This window comes from Legionella nigrisilvae, from assembly GCF_977063395.2.
On record NZ_CDRUGZ020000019.1, the window covers coordinates 800,564 to 817,102 of the forward strand.

Below are 16,539 nucleotides of genomic sequence, written 5' to 3' on the forward strand. Positions count from 1 at the left end.
AATGTAGTGCAAATATGCAGTTATTTTCAGATAAAGTATATAACTGCTGAAAGGGGATTAAAATATGGCGGATGTGACGGTTAAACAATTAGCTCAAGTCGTTGGTATTCCGGTTGAACGCTTATTGAACCAGTTACAGGAAGCAGGGTTGTCTTTTAGTGATGACCAACAGACTGTGAATGAAGAGCAAAAGCGGATCCTACTCAATCATTTGAAGAGAACTTCTCTACGTGATGTGAATGTTTCGCCTGAGCGAATTACTTTAAGACGAAAAAGCTTATCGCAAGTCACCGTTGGCCATGATGCTCATAGCGGCAAAACTGTAAGTGTTGAGGTACGTAAGAAAAAAGTATTTGTAAAACGTACCCCCATAGCAGAGTTGCCTGAAGCTGAAGAACCAACTCTATCTGAAGAAAATCAGACGATACCTGAAGAGCATACTGCTGAAGTGGCTTCTGAGATGCCACCGGTATCTGAAACACCTATAGAATCAGTAGAGCAAATCACCGAACCTGCTGAAACTACAGTGGAAGAAAACCAAGCACATGAGGTAGAAGAAAATTCTCAACATAATGAAGAAATTCCTACAGACTTACCAACAGAAGTGGTTGTAAGTACAAGTCCGAAAGAAGTTATGGAAGATATCTCCATAAAAGAAGAGCAAAAATTGGAAAAACCATCTAAAAAGAAACATGTTGAGCAGCCAATTGAGTCTGAGGCCGGAGATTTCAGGAAAGTTAAGAAAAAACCTAAATATCAAACATCTTATGATCGCGATGAAGAAGATCAAGAGGGTCATAGACGAGGCGGTCGTAGCAAATTTAAAAAGCGTAAGGGTGTAGAGAAATCAGATAAACTTAAAGAGGCTGAAGAGTCTTTAACTCATGGTTTTGCTTTGCCCACCGCCCCCGTAGTAAAAGAGGTTTTAATCCCTGAAACAATTACGGTTGCAGAATTAGCAAAAAGAATGTCTGTTAAAGCCGCTGAAGTAATTAAAATAATGATGTCCCTTGGGGCGATGGCAACCATTAACCAGGTTATTGACCAAGAAACAGCGGTTATTGTTGTTGAAGAAATGGGCCATAAGGCACGTATTATTAAAGAAGACGCAATTGAAGTGGGATTAGGTGAGTCGATTAACATAGGTAGTCGAACTGAATCAAGAGCACCTGTCGTTACAATTATGGGACACGTAGATCATGGTAAGACCTCGTTACTTGACTATATTCGCCGAACCAAAGTTGCAATTGGCGAGGCAGGTGGTATTACACAACATATTGGTGCATACCATGTAAGTACTCCTAAAGGTGATGTTACATTCCTAGATACTCCAGGTCATGCTGCTTTTACCGCAATGAGAGCTCGTGGTGCAAAGGTCACTGATATTGTTGTGTTAATCGTTGCTGCAGATGATGGAGTTAAGCCACAAACGATAGAAGCAATTCAACATGCCAAAGCAGCGAAAGTGCCAATTATTGTTGCAATTAATAAGATGGATAAACCCGATGCAGATCCTGATCGTGTCATGAATGAATTAACGACATATGAAGTAATCCCAGAAGCTTGGGGTGGAGATACTATGTTTATCAATATCTCGGCTAAATCCGGTATGGGTATTGATGAGCTACTTGATGCCATCTTATTGCAATCTGAAGTTCTAGAATTAACCGCTGTAACAGACGGTGCTGCTAAAGGAGTTGTAATTGAGTCACGTTTAGACAAAGGTAGAGGTCCTGTAGCAACTGTGTTAGTACAAAGCGGAACACTACATAAAGGCGATATCCTACTTGCGGGATTTCAATACGGCCGTGTACGAGCTTTGGTTGGTGATAATGGGGATCTAGTTGATTCTGCGGGCCCATCAATTCCGGTCGAGGTATTGGGCTTATCTGCTATTCCTCATGCCGGGGATGAAGCTGTCGTTGTTCCTGATGAGAAAAAAGCAAGAGAGGTTGCCTTATTCCGTCAAGGTAAATTCCGAGATGTAAAACTTGCCAGACGCCAGAAATCAACCCTCGAAGGCATTATGGAAAATATGGCGGCAGGAGAATCTAAGGTACTTAATGTGGTACTTAAAGCTGATGTTCAAGGTTCACTTGAAGCAATTTCAGATGCGTTAGTGAAATTATCTACTGAGGAAGTTAAAGTTGAAGTTATTTCAAGCGGTGTAGGTGGTATTACTGAATCTGATGTTCATTTAGCCATAGCATCCAATGCCATTTTGGTTGGCTTTAACGTGAGAGCCGATAGTAGTGCTAAGAAATTGGCCGAGCATGAATCTGTGCAGCTGCACTATTATAGTGTCATTTACGACATTGTAGACCAGATTAAAGGCGCTTTAACCGGTATGCTTGCTCCGCAATTTAGAGAGGAAATTATTGGTACTGCTGAAGTTCGCGATGTATTTAAATCACCCAAAATTGGTGCGATTGCAGGTTGTATGGTTATTGAAGGAGTTATAAAGCGAAATAACCCTATTCGTGTCCTGCGTGCCAATGTGGTTATCTATGAGGGTACTTTGGAATCATTGCGAAGATTCAAAGATGATGTGGTTGAGGTTCGCCAAGGCTTTGAATGTGGTATTGGGGTCAAAAATTACAATGATGTTAAGCCAGGTGACCTAATTGAAGTATATGAAACAGTTGAAATTAAGCGTGATTTATAAAGATGGCTCAAAATTTTAAACGTACAGATAGAATCGCTGAAATGATTCAGCGTAAATTAGCACAGATAATACCCATGGAAGTAAAAGATCCCCGCTTAACCGGGTTCGTCACTATATCCGCTGTAAAAGTTGCGGCTGATTTGAGTCATGCCAAAGTATATTTTACTGTGCTGAATGATAATAAAGAAACTGCAGCGGCTATTTTAAATGCCGCTGCAAGTTATTTGCGCAGCGCTTTGGCACGAAGTATTACTTTGCGCACAGTCCCCCAGCTTCATTTCATATATGATGAATCAATAGAATATGGTGAACGTTTAAGTCGTCTCATCGATAAAGTGAATCCACCTGATTCTGATGATAATGAAAGTAATTAATCCTTCAGCATTAGATGGAATTTTATTGCTAAACAAATCTGAAGGAATGACCTCGAACACGGCGTTGCAAAAAGCAAAAAGATTGTTAGGGGCAAAGAAAGCTGGCCATACTGGAAGTTTAGATCCGCTTGCTACAGGTATGTTGCCTCTTTGCTTTGGCGAAGCCACTAAGGTATGTCAATTTTTGCTTGATGCAGATAAGTGCTATCAGACTACCGGCTTATTAGGAATTAAAACAAACACTGCTGACGCAACTGGTGAAATAATCGCTCGTGTTGAGGCATTTGCAGTTTCAGAGTTAAATTTACTTGCTGTATTAAAAGAACATACAGGTCATATAAAGCAGATTCCTTCCATGTTTTCCGCTTTAAAGCATAATGGAACCCCTCTTTATCGTTTGGCGAGAGAAGGGATTCACATTGAGAGAGAGGCTCGCGAGATCCTGATTAGTAATTTGGAACTTAATGCATTTGACGGTAGTCAATTTTCATTAACTGTAACGTGCAGCAAGGGAACCTATATTCGTAATTTGGTTGAAGACATTGGTGATGCATTAGGTGTAGGGGCTCATGTTACGCGCCTACATCGGGTTTATACCTCTGGTTTAGAGAGTATGCCTATGTATTCTCTAGATGAATTAGAGGCAATGTCTAGCTCCGAACGAACAGCTTGCTTGATTCCCATGGATAGAGCTGTTAGTCATTTTGAGAAAGTGATCCTGTCGGATGATAAAATTGTTATGATTCGTCAAGGTAGAGTAGTAACAAATAAAATAGGTGGAGAAAAAGCAGATTGTGTTCGTCTTTATGATGAGAAAGCACAATTTATTGGGTTAGGAGAACGAAATATCCAAGGTGATATTAAAGCGAAACGCTTACTTTCTTTTTGATCATTGGTAGTAAAATAAGTGATTAAAGCTAAATATGAAATTTTTTGCACAAAAATAATTATCAGTACTTGTTTCGTTGGACGTGCCTTGGTAGAATGTTCGCCTTTAAATGAATACTTAGTAGTTCCGGGAGTGTATAATGTCGCTAAGCAGCGCAGATAAAGCAGCAATTGTTAAAGAATACAAGCGTTCCGATCAAGATACTGGTTCGCCTGAAGTTCAGGTTTCTATTATTACTGGCCGTATTAAATATTTAACTGAGCACTTTAAAGAACACAAAAAAGATTTTCATTCTCGACGTGGACTGCAACAACTTGTTAATAAACGTCGTAAGCTTTTGAAATATTTAAAGCATAACGATGAAGCTCGTTATCAAACTTTGATCCAAAGTCTGGAACTGAGAGATTCTTATTGATTTCTGAGCAAATACATTTCGTTACGAATGTACTTTACAAAAAAATACTTTAAATAAAGGCGCAATTTTCTGCGCCTTTTTTTCGTTATAATTACTAAGAGGAAGAATACGTGGCTAAGTTTACAAAAGAAATAGCATTCGGTGACCACACGCTTATATTGGAAACAGGTGAAATTGCGCGACAAGCGGATGGAGCAGTATTAGCCAATATGAATGGCACTCAGGTATTAGCTACAGTAGTTGGCAAAAAGGAATGTGGCGAAGGAGCTGGATTTTTTCCATTGACGGTAAATTATCAAGAAAAATTTTACGCAGTAGGTAAAATACCGGGTGGGTTTAATAAACGAGAAGGCAGACCTTCAGATAATGAAACATTAACTTCTCGATTGATTGATCGTCCTATTCGTCCTTTATTTCCTGATGGTTTTTGCAACGAAGTACAAGTTATTGTTACGGTTCTTTCTCTAAATCCAGAAGTTTCAGCGGATATTGTTGCAATGATTGCATCCTCTGCAGCATTAGCTCTTTCAGGTGTTCCTTTTAATGGTCCCATTGGCGCTGCCCGTGTAGGCTATAAAGACGGTATTTACTTATTGAACCCAAGCCGCAAAGAACTCGAGCAATCCAAACTTGATTTAGTGGTAGCCGGAACTAAAGATGCAATTTTGATGGTCGAGTCAGAAGCCAAAGAGTTAAGTGAAGACATTATGCGCGGCGCCATTATGTTTGGTCATGAAATGATGAAAAGTGTGATCAAAGGAATCGAAGAGCTCGCAGCACAGGGTGGGAAAACTCGTTGGGAATGGACCGCTCCTGAAGTAGATACTTCCTTGCAAGAACGAATTTCTGATATGGTGAAACATGACGTTGAAGCAGCCTATCTGATTAAGGATAAGCAAGAAAGATATCAACGTTTGGATGAGTTAAAAGAACAAGCAATTTCTGCTCTGCAAGCAGAGAATGATGAGTTAAAAGCGGATGTGATTGGCAATATGTTTGTTGAAATAGAGCGCGCTACCGTACGTAATCGAATTCTTGATGGTGAGCCACGAATTGATGGCCGTGACCACAAAACAGTTCGTCCCATTGCAATTCGCACAAAACTTTTAGAAAGAACACACGGTTCTGTACTGTTCACCCGCGGTGAAACCCAGGCTATTGTGGTTGCTACTTTGGGTAATGAGCGTGATGCACAAATCCTCGATAACATCACCGGTGAATCAAAAGATCGATTTATGCTGCATTATAACTTCCCTCCCTATTCAGTTGGGGAAACAGGTATGGTTGGTAGCCCCAAACGTAGAGAAATTGGACATGGCCGCTTAGCAAAACGTGCTATTATCGCTGTATTGCCTGAGGCAAACGAATTTCCCTATACTTTAAGAGTTGTTTCGGAAATCACTGAATCAAATGGTTCAAGCTCGATGGCCACCGTATGTGGTACTAGCCTTGCACTGATGGATGCGGGTGTTCCCCTGAAAGCACCTGTGGCTGGAGTTGCGATGGGCCTGATTAAAGAGGGCGATCGTTATGCAGTGTTAACCGATATATTAGGTGATGAAGACCATTTAGGCGATATGGATTTCAAGGTAGCAGGTACTGAAAATGGAATCACCGCCTTACAAATGGATATTAAAATCCATGGGATTACCAGTGAAATCATGGAGCAAGCTTTAGACCAAGCATTGGCGGGTCGCTTACATATCCTCGGTGTAATGAATAATGCATTATCAGAGCATCGAGAAGAATTATCTCAACATGCTCCACGAATTACGACTATGAAAGTTGCTGAAGACAAAATCCGCACTATTATCGGTAAAGGTGGCGCAACGATTAAAGGGTTAATTGAAAGCACAGGTGTTTCTATTGATATAGATGATACAGGAGTTGTTCAATTATTTTCTCCAGATATGAATGCTTTGGAAGAGGCACAAAAACAAATTAAGGCATTAATTGCAGAAATCGAGGTAGGCCAAACCTATCAAGGTAAAGTAAGTAAAATCGTTGATTTTGGAGCCTTTATAAATCTTTTACCTGGTAAAGATGGATTACTACACATTTCTCAAATCTGTAATGACCGATCCCAAAAAGTCGAATCAGTACTGCAAGAAGGCCAAGATATTGAAGTTTTTGTTGCGGGTATTGATAAGCAAGGTCGTGTGAAGCTTGAATGGAAAGATAGACCTCAAGCAGCGGCTGCTCCAGCTGAAGAAACTACTTATCCTGAAGAAGAACATAAAGAAGTAGCGCAGGGTGGTGATAAAGACGGCGAAGAAGAGTAAAGAATTATCGTTCTTCCCCTGCAAAGGTGGAAGAACGATTTGCGTGTAATCCGGGGAGAATGGATCCATTTGAAGAATTTCCCGGGTTACGCTTTGCTTCACCCAGGCTACACTTCTAAAAAATAAAAGACAGGGAAAGATGGACTACTTGTTTTGAGTTAAGGTTAAAAATTCAGCTCGGCTTGTTGGGTTATTCCGCATATCACCAAGCATTACTGAAGTAGTCATTATCGAGTTTTGTTTTTCAACGCCACGCATCATCATGCATAAATGTTTGGCTTCAACGACCACTGCAATACCACGTGCCCCAGTAATTGATTCTAAGCAGTTTGCTATTTCTGAAGTTAATCGCTCCTGAATTTGTAAGCGTCGCGAGAAGTAATCAACAATACGGGCAACTTTCGATAATCCTATTACTTTTCCATTAGGAATGTATCCAACGTGGCACTTGCCAAGAAATGGAAGTAAATGGTGTTCGCACATGGAGTACATTTCAATATCCTTGACTATAACCATTTCACTCATATCAGAATCAAAAAGCGCGCCATTAATAATATCTTCAAGGCTTTCATTGTAGCCTTTAGTTAAATAACGCATGGCATTGGCAGCGCGTGCAGGGGTATCAAGTAACCCTTGCCGACTTACATCTTCGCCTAATTGGATTAGCAATTCTTTATATAGGTTTTCCATTATTTTTTCCTACCCAGGGGGCCATGTCATACGACGTCCGCCCAGTAAATGTAAATGAATATGAAATACTGTCTGGCCACCATCGGGATTAATGTTTAAAACTAATCGATATCCTGCTTCACTTATTCCTTCAGTTTGAGCAATTTTTTTTGCCCCTAAAATCATTTTTCCCAACAGGGCCTGGTTTTCATCGCTGGCATCATTCAGCGTAGCAATATGCTGCTTCGGAATAATCAGCAGATGTTTAGGAGCTTGCGGGTTGAGATCGTGAAATGCCATTATCTCATCGTCTTCAAAAACTACTGATGCAGGGATCGCACCTTGTGCAATTTTGCAAAACAAGCAATTCATAAGCAATCTCATTTTGATTAAAAAGGGGTATTATACATTGCATTGCTTATAATGCGACAGCTTCTCTTTGCCTTTTAATGTGTTTTTTCGCATAATAGCCGCTTTATGTTGCAATTTTGCATTAGGGTTGGGATTAATAAAGCGATTGCGACGCGTTGCATTTCTTGGAAAAAGCTTTGTCCTTAAGGAAAGGCGTTTGTTGAGTTATGAAGGCTGATATGTCTAGTGTTTTAACTGTATTTAAGAGGGGAGAAGAATAAATGAGTTTAATGAGAATTAGTAGTGGTCGTGATCTACCCAAGGAAATTAATGTAATCATTGAAATCCCAATGCATAGTGAACCTGTAAAGTATGAAGTAAATAAAGAATCAGGAGTATTATTCGTTGACCGCTTTTTAACCACCCCTATGTTTTATCCTGTAAATTATGGTTATGTCCCTCATACTTTATCCGAGGACGGGGACCCTGTTGATGTCCTCGTAGTAACTCCTGTTCCTCTAGTTGGTGGTTCGGTTATTCCCTGCCGACCAGTAGGTATGTTAAAAATGACTGATGAGTCAGGGATAGATGCTAAAATCTTGGCTGTTCCAATAAATAAATTAACTAAAATTTATGAATCAATTGAGACCCATGAAGATTTGCCACAACATCTATTAAACTCTTTAGAACACTTTTTCAGTCATTATAAAGATTTAGAAGAAGGTAAATGGGTTAAACTGGATGGCTGGGTTGGACCAGAGGCTGCATTCGAAGAGATTAGATCCAGCGTAGCTCGTTATAATAAAGAGCAAAAATAGATAAGTTAATTTTTGTCTGATGAAATTCCGGGTTTGGTAGGTAGGCGCGAAGCCTACCCCCCTGAGCCCATCGTACAATTCTAATTATAGCTTTGAGTTCAAATTGACCTTATCTCGCTTTCTTTTGAACCATATGATACTTTATTTTGTGTAATAAAAGCTTGAGGAAATTCGGTGACGTTCCATCTTTCTACATTGTTCATCATTTTGCTTTTTTTAATTTTGTTAGCTGCTTTTTTTTCGGGTACCGAAATCGGAATGATGTCGATTAATCGTTACAAGCTAAAGCATCTGGTCAAGAAAGAAAATAAACAAGCTTCGCGAGTGAATCAAATACTCTCTCGACCTGATCGCCTTTTGAGCGTTGTCTTAATCGGTAATACCCTTGCTAATATTCTTGCTTCCACAATCGCAACGTTGATTGGCCAGCACATTTATGGCGATGCGGGTATTGTTATCGCTACCGTCATTTTGACGCTGGTGATTTTGGTATTTGCTGAAATGATCCCTAAAACATATGCAGCTATTTATCCCCAACAAGTAGCATTTGCTACTTCATTGCCTTTACAAATTCTCCAATTAATCTTTGCACCCTTGGTATATATTAGCAGCTCTATGTCGAACGGAGTTTTACGTTTATTTCGCATTTCAATAGACAAAATACAAAAGGAATCCTTAACGAATGAAGAGTTACGCTCAGTAGTCCATGAAGCAGGAGGGCTATTACCTGTTGAGCATAAAAGTATGGTAATAAGTCTTCTGGATTTGGAACAAGCTACTGTGGAAGACATTATGATTCCTAAATCGGATATTGTGGGTATCGATATCGAAGAACCTTGGTCAGAAATTTTGTATCAATTAGAAACAGCAAAACATACACGCTTGCCTTTATACCGTAATTCAATTGATGATTTGGTTGGAATGATTCACGTACGTGATGTGCTAAATCTGGCTATAGAAAATGAACTGGATCTTGATAGCCTACTGAAAGCGGCCGATAAGCCATATTATATTCCTGAGGCTACCTCGCTTAATATTCAAATTTTAAATTTTAGAAAAATGAAGAGACGTAGTTCTTTTGTTGTGGATGAATATGGCGACATTCAGGGTTTAGTCACAATGGAAGATATACTTGAAGAAATAGTAGGCGAATTTACTACTGATGTGGCTGCTCTAAGCCGAGATATCACCCCACAAAGTGATGGCTCGGTTATTGTTGATGGAAGTTTAACTTTGCGACATCTAAACCGTTTAATGGGTTGGCAATTGCCGATGATAGGTCCAAAAACATTAAGTGGCTTAATAGTTGAACATCTTGGCTATATTCCTCCAGCTGAATCCTGCTTAATGATAGAAAACTATCAGATGGAAATATTAAAAGTCGGCGATAATACAATTAAAAGTATCAAGATGTTCAAAGTAAGTAAAAAGCGCAAATAAGAAATCTATTTTGTATCGCTTTCTTTTAACGTGGTTACTTGTGCCGTAAACATATAACCTCCATTGCGAATGGTTTTGATTAATGCCGGTTTCTTTGCATCTACTTCAATTTTCTGGCGCAGTCTACTTATTTGCACATCAATTCTTCGATCAAAGGGATTCAGATCACTATTTTTAGTGATTTGTAACAAAAACTCTCTATCCAAGATGCGTTGAGGTTGCAGTACAAAAGTAAGGAGCAAATCATATTCGCCTGCACTTAATAATAATTCTTCATGGGACTGCTCACGAAATACTTGCCTGGACGCTGGGTAAAGGCGCCAGTTGGAGAATACTAGAACTTCTTTTTCCTGCTCAGAGAGTTGTTTTGCCCGTAAAACACGGCGATTTATTGCACTGACTCGAGCATGGAGCTCTCTAGGTAATAAGGGTTTTACAATAAAGTCATCTGCTCCTGCTTCGAGTACTTTGATACAGGCATCCTCATCTGGGGTATCGTTTAAAATCAATAAAGGCACCGGATAATTTGTATAAAATTGATGAATTGCCTGGAGGTCATTTTTCAAAATCGACCAGTGGATTAGAATAGCAATAGGTTTTCCTACCACATTTTGGATGGGAGTAACTAATTGCTTTTGCTGAACAATATTGATATTAAATTGTGCAAAGTATTTCTTGAGATCCTCACTCACAGGATCGTTATCGATGAATAAAAGATAACTGGGTTGTGGCATTAAATAATTCCCATTTTTTTGAACAGCATTCGTCGTAATTTTGGCAAGATTAGTTTCGACTTGCAATTATTTTCGTTATTATTCTATAAGTTATTGCTACGATGTGCTGTGTTTCGCTGGAACGAATGCTATTTTAAATCGTTTAAATAAACCTATAGGTAGAAAGTTACCTTTCCGGGATACTGTTATATCAGGACAACGCTTTAGGAGTAGGGATGATTCAGAATAAAACTCAGTTTTCAAGTTGGTTTGTAACAGACAATGATCGAGCAAAGACTTTAGTCAAACATGAACTGAAAATGCTGAACAATGAGCTTCAGAGAAATATAGAAACTACTTCCAATCCAGAGACTCATCCTGAAGTGAGGTTTTTATGTCACTCTATAGCAAATAAATATTTAGATTATTTGCAATTATTGGATCAAAATGTAGCTCATATCCCCCAAAAATTAGGTCATGAATTATCTTGGTCCCAACGTTTTAATCAGATTGCTCTTTTAGAGCAAAAATTGGCCTCACCACTAGATATTGAAGAACAAATAGAACATTTACAGCAAATCATCTCTTTATATCAAGGTGTGCCATCTACGGAATTGACTAATCAGGTTTCTCTTTATTCAATGCAATTACAACGAATATTTTCTGAGCGAGAATTAAGTTTATGGTTGGAAGGATTTGTTGATTTTTTGAATAAAAGTGATATTGAACAGTGTGGATGGGGAGCGGTATTTTATGACTGGAATGTTGAACAACAACACCTCGCATTGGATTTTTTTGGTAATCCTAAATGTGCTGATTTAGTAAATGAAATTTTTTTCTATAAGGTACATCCGGATAAATTATTTGCGGGGGTAATGCACCCTGAAAAATTAGTTTCGATTCAAATGCGGCTAGGAATACTGCATTATTATATCGATTCAATGCAACAAAAACTGTATGAGATTGCTTTACAGAAAGGTTTTGGACTTGGGGTCGACTATTTTTTGCATGATGAAGAGTTACCTCAAGGTGTTCGAATTGAGACAAGTGATGTGATCAGAAAAATGATCCAATCAGCTGTTAAGAGATTAAAGCTTAGTTCAAATCCAATCAACGCCAAACGAGATAATGTTAATTACGTATCTGATCTAAAGCGCGCTTATAAATTCTGCTTTAACCCAAATCGTTTAGTTGATGCAGTAATGATTTTACAACAAAATTTATTGTCAGGTGCAGTGGGGCAAAAGAATAATATACTTCTTTTTCAAGAAAAAATGATGGCATTGTATAATCAACTTACGACCACGGAATGCTTAGATTTATATGGCTACTTTGCCAATAACGATACACAGCAATTACTTTATACTTTCTTTAATATCACTCGGGGTGGCACTTTTGATTGGTTACCTTTACTTAATAATGACGAAAAAATAGCAGTCCAGACGGTTTTTGATGCCTTGCTCTGTGTTATGGATGCGTTGCGTATCGAATTAGGGAATAGGCATTTTCTCACTGAATCATATATGTATGATTTAACGAATTCAAACTTAAAACTAGATTATCGCAACCGAGATGCAGTATTTAGAGTAATTACACTTTATAAACGCATGAACACAATCCCTGACAATGCCATTGAGCAATTATTCCAGTCTATCGAAGATTGTGAAGTAAATTAGCGTTTTTTTTTCTTTTCCAAGAGGAATGAACGTAAATATTGAATGATGAATGCACCGAGTTTTCGTTCTCTACCAGATTGCGTTAATGGAATGCCGATTTTTCGCGAAATTTTAGCTTTAAGAGCAGAGATTCCAATAAGTCTTTTCCATGAAAAACCACCTCGATTCATTATTCTAATCCTTATGATAAATAGGATGAGTATACTATTGTTTTATTCAGTTTAGGAGTTTTCAAAAGGGGTATATTATGCTTTTATTCATGATCAGGAGAAGGACTATTTATATGCCAATTATAGATATAACTATCAATGGTATTTATGTGCTTAAGTTGACTTTGCAACGGTTCTTTTGCAAATTGCAATAGATGAAAGATGATATCCTGCTTAGTCCCACCAAAATCCTCCTCAAACCAATCATATAATTTAGAGATGATCAGTTTTCCCTCGATGACACTTACCCCTCTAAGAGAATTGATGTAATTTGAAGCAGCTTGGTTTAATTGTTCTTCAATGAGTTTACCCTGGTAAACTTTTCTATTTAAATTGGGGGCCCCAATTGTGCCATTGCTTAGAGCATAATGGGTGCGAGGATCGTTCCAAATTGCCCTAATTATACGATTATTGATATCATCTAAAGTTAAAGAGGTGTCTTTAATAGTAATAAGGTTTGCACCCCAGGGGCCTATGCTGAATAATCCAGGCGAGATATTGATTTCTTGAATTGTAGTTACGGGGTAATAATTCGCGATAACCTGCACCGTCAAGGCGTTGTATAAATTAATCCAATATGCCAATTGCTCATCACGGTTGTATTTATTAATATCGATTTCTGCCATGCTTTTTAAATAGTCTTTGAGCAAGTTTAAATCTATTTGGGTCATATGGGCATAGTCAACTAGGTTGATGTTTTCTTCGTTGGTTACAATACGGCGATTAAGAAAATTTTGCCAAAGTTGATGTGAAATAACCTCTTTTGAAAGGGGGCTATTTACCTCCCATTTGGGCCATAAACTTTTATAGAAAGAGGCATTAGCCAGTCCGGAAATGAGAAGCATTAATATGAAAATGTATTTATAGCGGTACATTGTTTTAAACATGAATTATTGCTCTATTGCGAAGGGCGTTTCCTATAGTATTTCCATCCAAAAACTCTAATTCTCCTCCTGAGGGAATCCCATGCGCTAATTGGGTAATGTTTATTGATAAATCACGCAAAAGCTGGTGGATAAAATGAATGGTGGTTTGCCCTTCTACGCTAGGACTTAACGCCAAGATCACTTCTTTAATTTCTTCTTGAATAATGAGATTTTTGAGACGAGGTAACCCTATGTCTTCAGGGCCTAAACCATCAAGAGGAGATATTTTTCCCATGAGGACAAAATATTTACCTTGAAAAGCATTGCTTTGTTCTATAGCAGATACATCAGCCGGACTTTCCACCACACAAAGCAAGGAAGAGTCCCTATTTGGATTTTGGCAAAGGGTACAAATTTTTTGTTCTGTATAGTTAGCACAACGTTCGCAATGGTGAATGTTATTCATCGCTTGCTCAAGACATGATGCAAGGTTTAATCCTCTTTGTCTTTGATGCTGAAGCAAGTGAAACACCATGCGTTGTGCTGATTTTGGACCTACGCCTGGTAGACAGCGGAGCGCTTCTACCAAACGGTTTAACATATCCATAGTTAGGATTATTCCTTATCACCCTTGTCGCCGCCCATTAAATCAGTGGGAATATTTAGGCCTGCGGTTAATTGACTAATTTTTTCCTTAGATGCTTTTTCAATTTTTCGTACCGCATCATTGATTGCTGCAGCAACTAAGTCTTCCAACATTTCTACATCTTCTTCCATCATAGTAGGTTTGATTTTAACTTCAGTGGCATCATGTCGGCCATTCATTTTAATAACTACCATGCCACCACCAGCTTCTCCTGTAACAACTAATTGACTTAATTGTTGTTGCGCTTCTTGCATGCGTTGTTGCATTTTTTGCGCTTCTTTCATTAGGTTGCCAAGATTTTGATTCATATCCATTATTAAGGCCTCATAGGTTTATATTTAAATTCGGTATATTATAAGTCATCTTTCAGCGGGACAATAGAATTTTTGACCAATTCTGCTGAAAATTCTTGCTGAAGTTGTTGGAACATAGGATCATTTTTTAATGCAGCTTCTGCTTTCAGTTGTTTCTGTTGAGTTGCCTGCTCTTTTTGCTGTGCTGGAGAGGCTTGAACTGATTCATCACTGTTTAAAATAATTTTTACTTGAGTTTGATAATATTGACTCAGGGCTGTTTCAATGCGCGAGAATATCGTTGGTGTAAATAAAGATTGATGTCCTTTGGCCACACGTAGAGTTACCTCTCGCCCCTCTTTGGCGACCAGTTCAGCATTCTCTGCTGCATTGAGCGCTAAACCCGTGAGCTTGAGATGGGGGATAATGCTCGCCCAGTCGTTTGCTTCCTGATGAATAACCTGCGTTTTTTCTTCTACCCCTTCTTCTTGTGCGTTCCCTTCTAAATGTTCTGTAAGATTCAATACATCCTGAGATTGTTGTTTAGGAGCCTGCTCAGTAATTTCTTGGAGTAAAAGAGAGGGTTGCTGCGGTTCAGAGGATAAAAGCGTCGTATACGGGGCTAAAGGAGGGATGGCTTCTTTAAGGGCAGGTCTAAACGTTAGCATTCGCAATAAGGTCATATTAAAGCCGATGATTAACGTAGGAGCAAGATGAATTTCTTCGCGTCCTTTAAGTCCAATTTGATAAAAAAGTTGAGTGTCTTCAGCTGAAATATGTTGTGCTAGAGTCGTAATTTGTGAGGAAGGACTAATTAGAGGATTAGTATCCCCAAGGACTTGATATACAGCTATTTGATGAAGATAGTTAAGTAATTCGTCTAATACATACTGAAAATGTCCGCCTTCAATTGAAATGCATTGACTAAGTTTTAATACAGCTGCTGCATTTTGTTCTGCTAAGGCATATATTAATTGCAGGGCATAATCTTGTTGGGTATAGCCCAGGATCATTTTAACATCAGTTGCACGTAATTGAGTATCACAACTAGTAATAGCCTGATCTAAAAGACTTAAGGCATCACGCATGCTGCCTCGTGCTGCTTGAGCCAGTATATTGACAGCCTCAATTTCAAAATCCAGTTGTTCTTCTTCAAGAATCAATTGCAAATGCTGACTGATTAACTCTGTGGGCAAATGCTTTAGATTAAATTGCAAGCAACGAGATAAGACAGTTACAGGAAGTTTTTGCGGATCTGTTGTAGCTAAAATAAATTTGACATGTGCGGGGGGTTCTTCCAGTGTTTTGAGCAGAGCATTAAAACTATGCTGCGAGAGCATATGGACTTCATCAATTAAATAGATTTTGAAACGACCTATAGCGGGTGCGTATTGGACGTTGTCTAATACATCACGAGTATCTTCCACTCGAGTTTTAGATGCACCATCAATTTCGATTAAGTCAATGAATCTACCCTGTTCTATTGCATTACAGATCGCACACTGTAAACAAGGTTCGGAACTAATGCCTTTTTCACAATTTAATGATTTGGCTAAAATTCGCGCAATACTGGTCTTTCCTACACCGCGAGTGCCGGTAAACAGATAGGCATGGTGCAATCGCTGTTGATTCAGCGCATTTATCAATGCCTTATTGATGTGGTCTTGGCCAACCAGTTGGGAAAATGTGCGTGGTCGCCATTTACGGGCAAGTGCCAGATAGCTCATACATGTTTTCACGAGTTGGGCGGCAGCTCTAAGAGCCACACTCCGGCGCTCGAATCAATCGCTACCGCTGCTCCCTTCCGGGCCTGACGGGGTTCACGATCTATCGCCGCGAAGGGACCAATAGAGCCACCATAGTTGAATCGCGAAGATTAACAAAAAAAAGGAGGGATAGCCAGTCTTAACCAAAAAATATTTATAAAATTGATGTATGAGAAAATTACTAAAGGAATCATAGGAATAATATTCTGACTTTAGGAATTATCTGCCCTTCGCTTTAAATTTTCATTATGGGTATCTTATCGATGAAAATATTCTAAACCTTAGTCATTAATATATATTTCACTCTAGAACGTAACTAAGACACCTATCCTTTTTTTTGAAAAAAATGAAAAAAGTGTTTGACACTGAGAGTGAAATCAGTAGAATACGCAGCACGCCTTCGGGGCAGGTTCATTAAGAAGATAGAAGACAAACTGTGTGGGCACTTTGAAGAACCTTTGAGTGCT

General features: G+C 38.8%; 15 protein-coding genes, 1 other RNA gene and 2 pseudogenes. 9 read left to right on the forward strand and 9 right to left on the reverse strand.

The annotated features are described in order from the left end of the window. Positions 1 to 64 precede the first annotated feature (64 nt). The 6 genes and pseudogenes from ACWTE2_RS08630 to pnp form a co-directional block, all read left to right on the forward strand. Positions 65 to 397: pseudogene (locus ACWTE2_RS08630) on the forward strand (translation initiation factor IF-2 associated domain-containing protein); the annotation flags it as partial. Positions 398 to 646: 249 nt separating this feature from the next. Next, positions 647 to 2,665 (forward strand): annotated as a pseudogene (gene infB / locus ACWTE2_RS08635) (translation initiation factor IF-2); the annotation flags it as partial. Between the two features lie 2 nt (positions 2,666 to 2,667). Further along, positions 2,668 to 3,039, forward strand: coding sequence for a 30S ribosome-binding factor RbfA (gene rbfA / locus ACWTE2_RS08640; protein ID WP_182392350.1), 372 nt, complete (start codon positions 2,668 to 2,670; stop codon positions 3,037 to 3,039). Then, positions 3,026 to 3,928 (forward strand): tRNA pseudouridine(55) synthase TruB, encoded by a 903-nt coding sequence (gene truB / locus ACWTE2_RS08645; protein ID WP_182392351.1) that lies wholly within the window; start codon positions 3,026 to 3,028, stop codon positions 3,926 to 3,928. Before rbfA ends, truB begins: the two co-directional genes overlap by 14 nt. A gap of 139 nt (positions 3,929 to 4,067) precedes the next feature. Further along, positions 4,068 to 4,343: a 30S ribosomal protein S15 gene (gene rpsO, locus ACWTE2_RS08650; protein ID WP_182392352.1), complete on the forward strand. Its 276-nt coding sequence runs from the start codon at positions 4,068 to 4,070 to the stop codon at positions 4,341 to 4,343. Positions 4,344 to 4,453: 110 nt separating this feature from the next. After that, positions 4,454 to 6,625, forward strand: coding sequence for a polyribonucleotide nucleotidyltransferase (gene pnp / locus ACWTE2_RS08655; RefSeq protein WP_454785008.1), 2,172 nt, complete (start codon positions 4,454 to 4,456; stop codon positions 6,623 to 6,625). Positions 6,626 to 6,769: 144 nt separating this feature from the next. Here the strand turns inward: pnp and folE are convergent, their stop codons facing one another. Together folE and ACWTE2_RS08665 are read right to left on the reverse strand one after the other, a co-directional pair. After that, positions 6,770 to 7,315, reverse strand: coding sequence for a GTP cyclohydrolase I FolE (gene folE / locus ACWTE2_RS08660; RefSeq protein ID WP_454785009.1), 546 nt, complete (start codon positions 7,313 to 7,315; stop codon positions 6,770 to 6,772). A 9-nt stretch (positions 7,316 to 7,324) separates the two neighbouring features. After that, positions 7,325 to 7,666, reverse strand: coding sequence for a histidine triad nucleotide-binding protein (locus tag ACWTE2_RS08665; protein WP_454785010.1), 342 nt, complete (start codon positions 7,664 to 7,666; stop codon positions 7,325 to 7,327). A 260-nt stretch (positions 7,667 to 7,926) separates the two neighbouring features. Here ACWTE2_RS08665 and ppa point away from each other — a divergent pair, with 260 nt between their 5' ends. Together ppa and ACWTE2_RS08675 are read left to right on the forward strand one after the other, a co-directional pair. Next, a complete protein-coding gene (gene ppa, locus ACWTE2_RS08670; RefSeq protein ID WP_454785011.1) occupies positions 7,927 to 8,463 on the forward strand; it encodes an inorganic diphosphatase in 537 nt (178 codons plus the stop codon). Between the two features lie 174 nt (positions 8,464 to 8,637). Beyond that, complete coding sequence (locus ACWTE2_RS08675) at positions 8,638 to 9,903, forward strand: HlyC/CorC family transporter (RefSeq protein ID WP_182392357.1); 1,266 nt, start codon at positions 8,638 to 8,640, stop codon at positions 9,901 to 9,903. A gap of 5 nt (positions 9,904 to 9,908) precedes the next feature. Here the strand turns inward: ACWTE2_RS08675 and ACWTE2_RS08680 are convergent, their stop codons facing one another. After that, a complete protein-coding gene (locus ACWTE2_RS08680) occupies positions 9,909 to 10,637 on the reverse strand; it encodes a winged helix-turn-helix domain-containing protein (RefSeq protein WP_182393577.1) in 729 nt (242 codons plus the stop codon). Positions 10,638 to 10,852: 215 nt separating this feature from the next. Between ACWTE2_RS08680 and ACWTE2_RS08685 the strand changes: the two genes are divergently transcribed. Then, positions 10,853 to 12,292 carry a hypothetical protein gene (locus tag ACWTE2_RS08685; protein ID WP_454785012.1) on the forward strand — a complete coding sequence of 480 codons (1,440 nt, stop codon included), beginning with the start codon at positions 10,853 to 10,855 and terminating at the stop codon, positions 12,290 to 12,292. Here ACWTE2_RS08685 and ACWTE2_RS08690 read toward each other — a convergent pair. The 6 genes from ACWTE2_RS08690 to ffs form a co-directional block, all read right to left on the reverse strand. Further along, a complete protein-coding gene (locus tag ACWTE2_RS08690) occupies positions 12,289 to 12,462 on the reverse strand; it encodes a hypothetical protein (RefSeq protein WP_182392358.1) in 174 nt (57 codons plus the stop codon). The two genes, ACWTE2_RS08685 and ACWTE2_RS08690, sit on opposite strands and share 4 nt — an antisense overlap. An 83-nt stretch (positions 12,463 to 12,545) precedes the next feature. Beyond that, positions 12,546 to 13,388 (reverse strand): DUF547 domain-containing protein, encoded by an 843-nt coding sequence (locus ACWTE2_RS08695; protein ID WP_182392359.1) that lies wholly within the window; start codon positions 13,386 to 13,388, stop codon positions 12,546 to 12,548. Continuing rightward, a complete protein-coding gene (recR, locus tag ACWTE2_RS08700) occupies positions 13,381 to 13,974 on the reverse strand; it encodes a recombination mediator RecR (protein WP_454781288.1) in 594 nt (197 codons plus the stop codon). Before recR ends, ACWTE2_RS08695 begins: the two co-directional genes overlap by 8 nt. Positions 13,975 to 13,982: 8 nt before the next feature. Continuing rightward, on the reverse strand, positions 13,983 to 14,327 hold the full coding sequence (locus ACWTE2_RS08705; protein WP_019232941.1) for a YbaB/EbfC family nucleoid-associated protein: 345 nt from the start codon (positions 14,325 to 14,327) through the stop codon (positions 13,983 to 13,985). Positions 14,328 to 14,365: 38 nt separating this feature from the next. Then, the gene (dnaX, locus tag ACWTE2_RS08710; RefSeq protein WP_454785013.1) at positions 14,366 to 16,033 is read right to left on the reverse strand and encodes a DNA polymerase III subunit gamma/tau; all 1,668 of its coding nucleotides are present in this window, start codon (positions 16,031 to 16,033) and stop codon (positions 14,366 to 14,368) included. A gap of 26 nt (positions 16,034 to 16,059) precedes the next feature. After that, an RNA gene (gene ffs, locus ACWTE2_RS08715) (signal recognition particle sRNA small type) lies at positions 16,060 to 16,156 on the reverse strand. Positions 16,157 to 16,539: the final 383 nt, after the last annotated feature.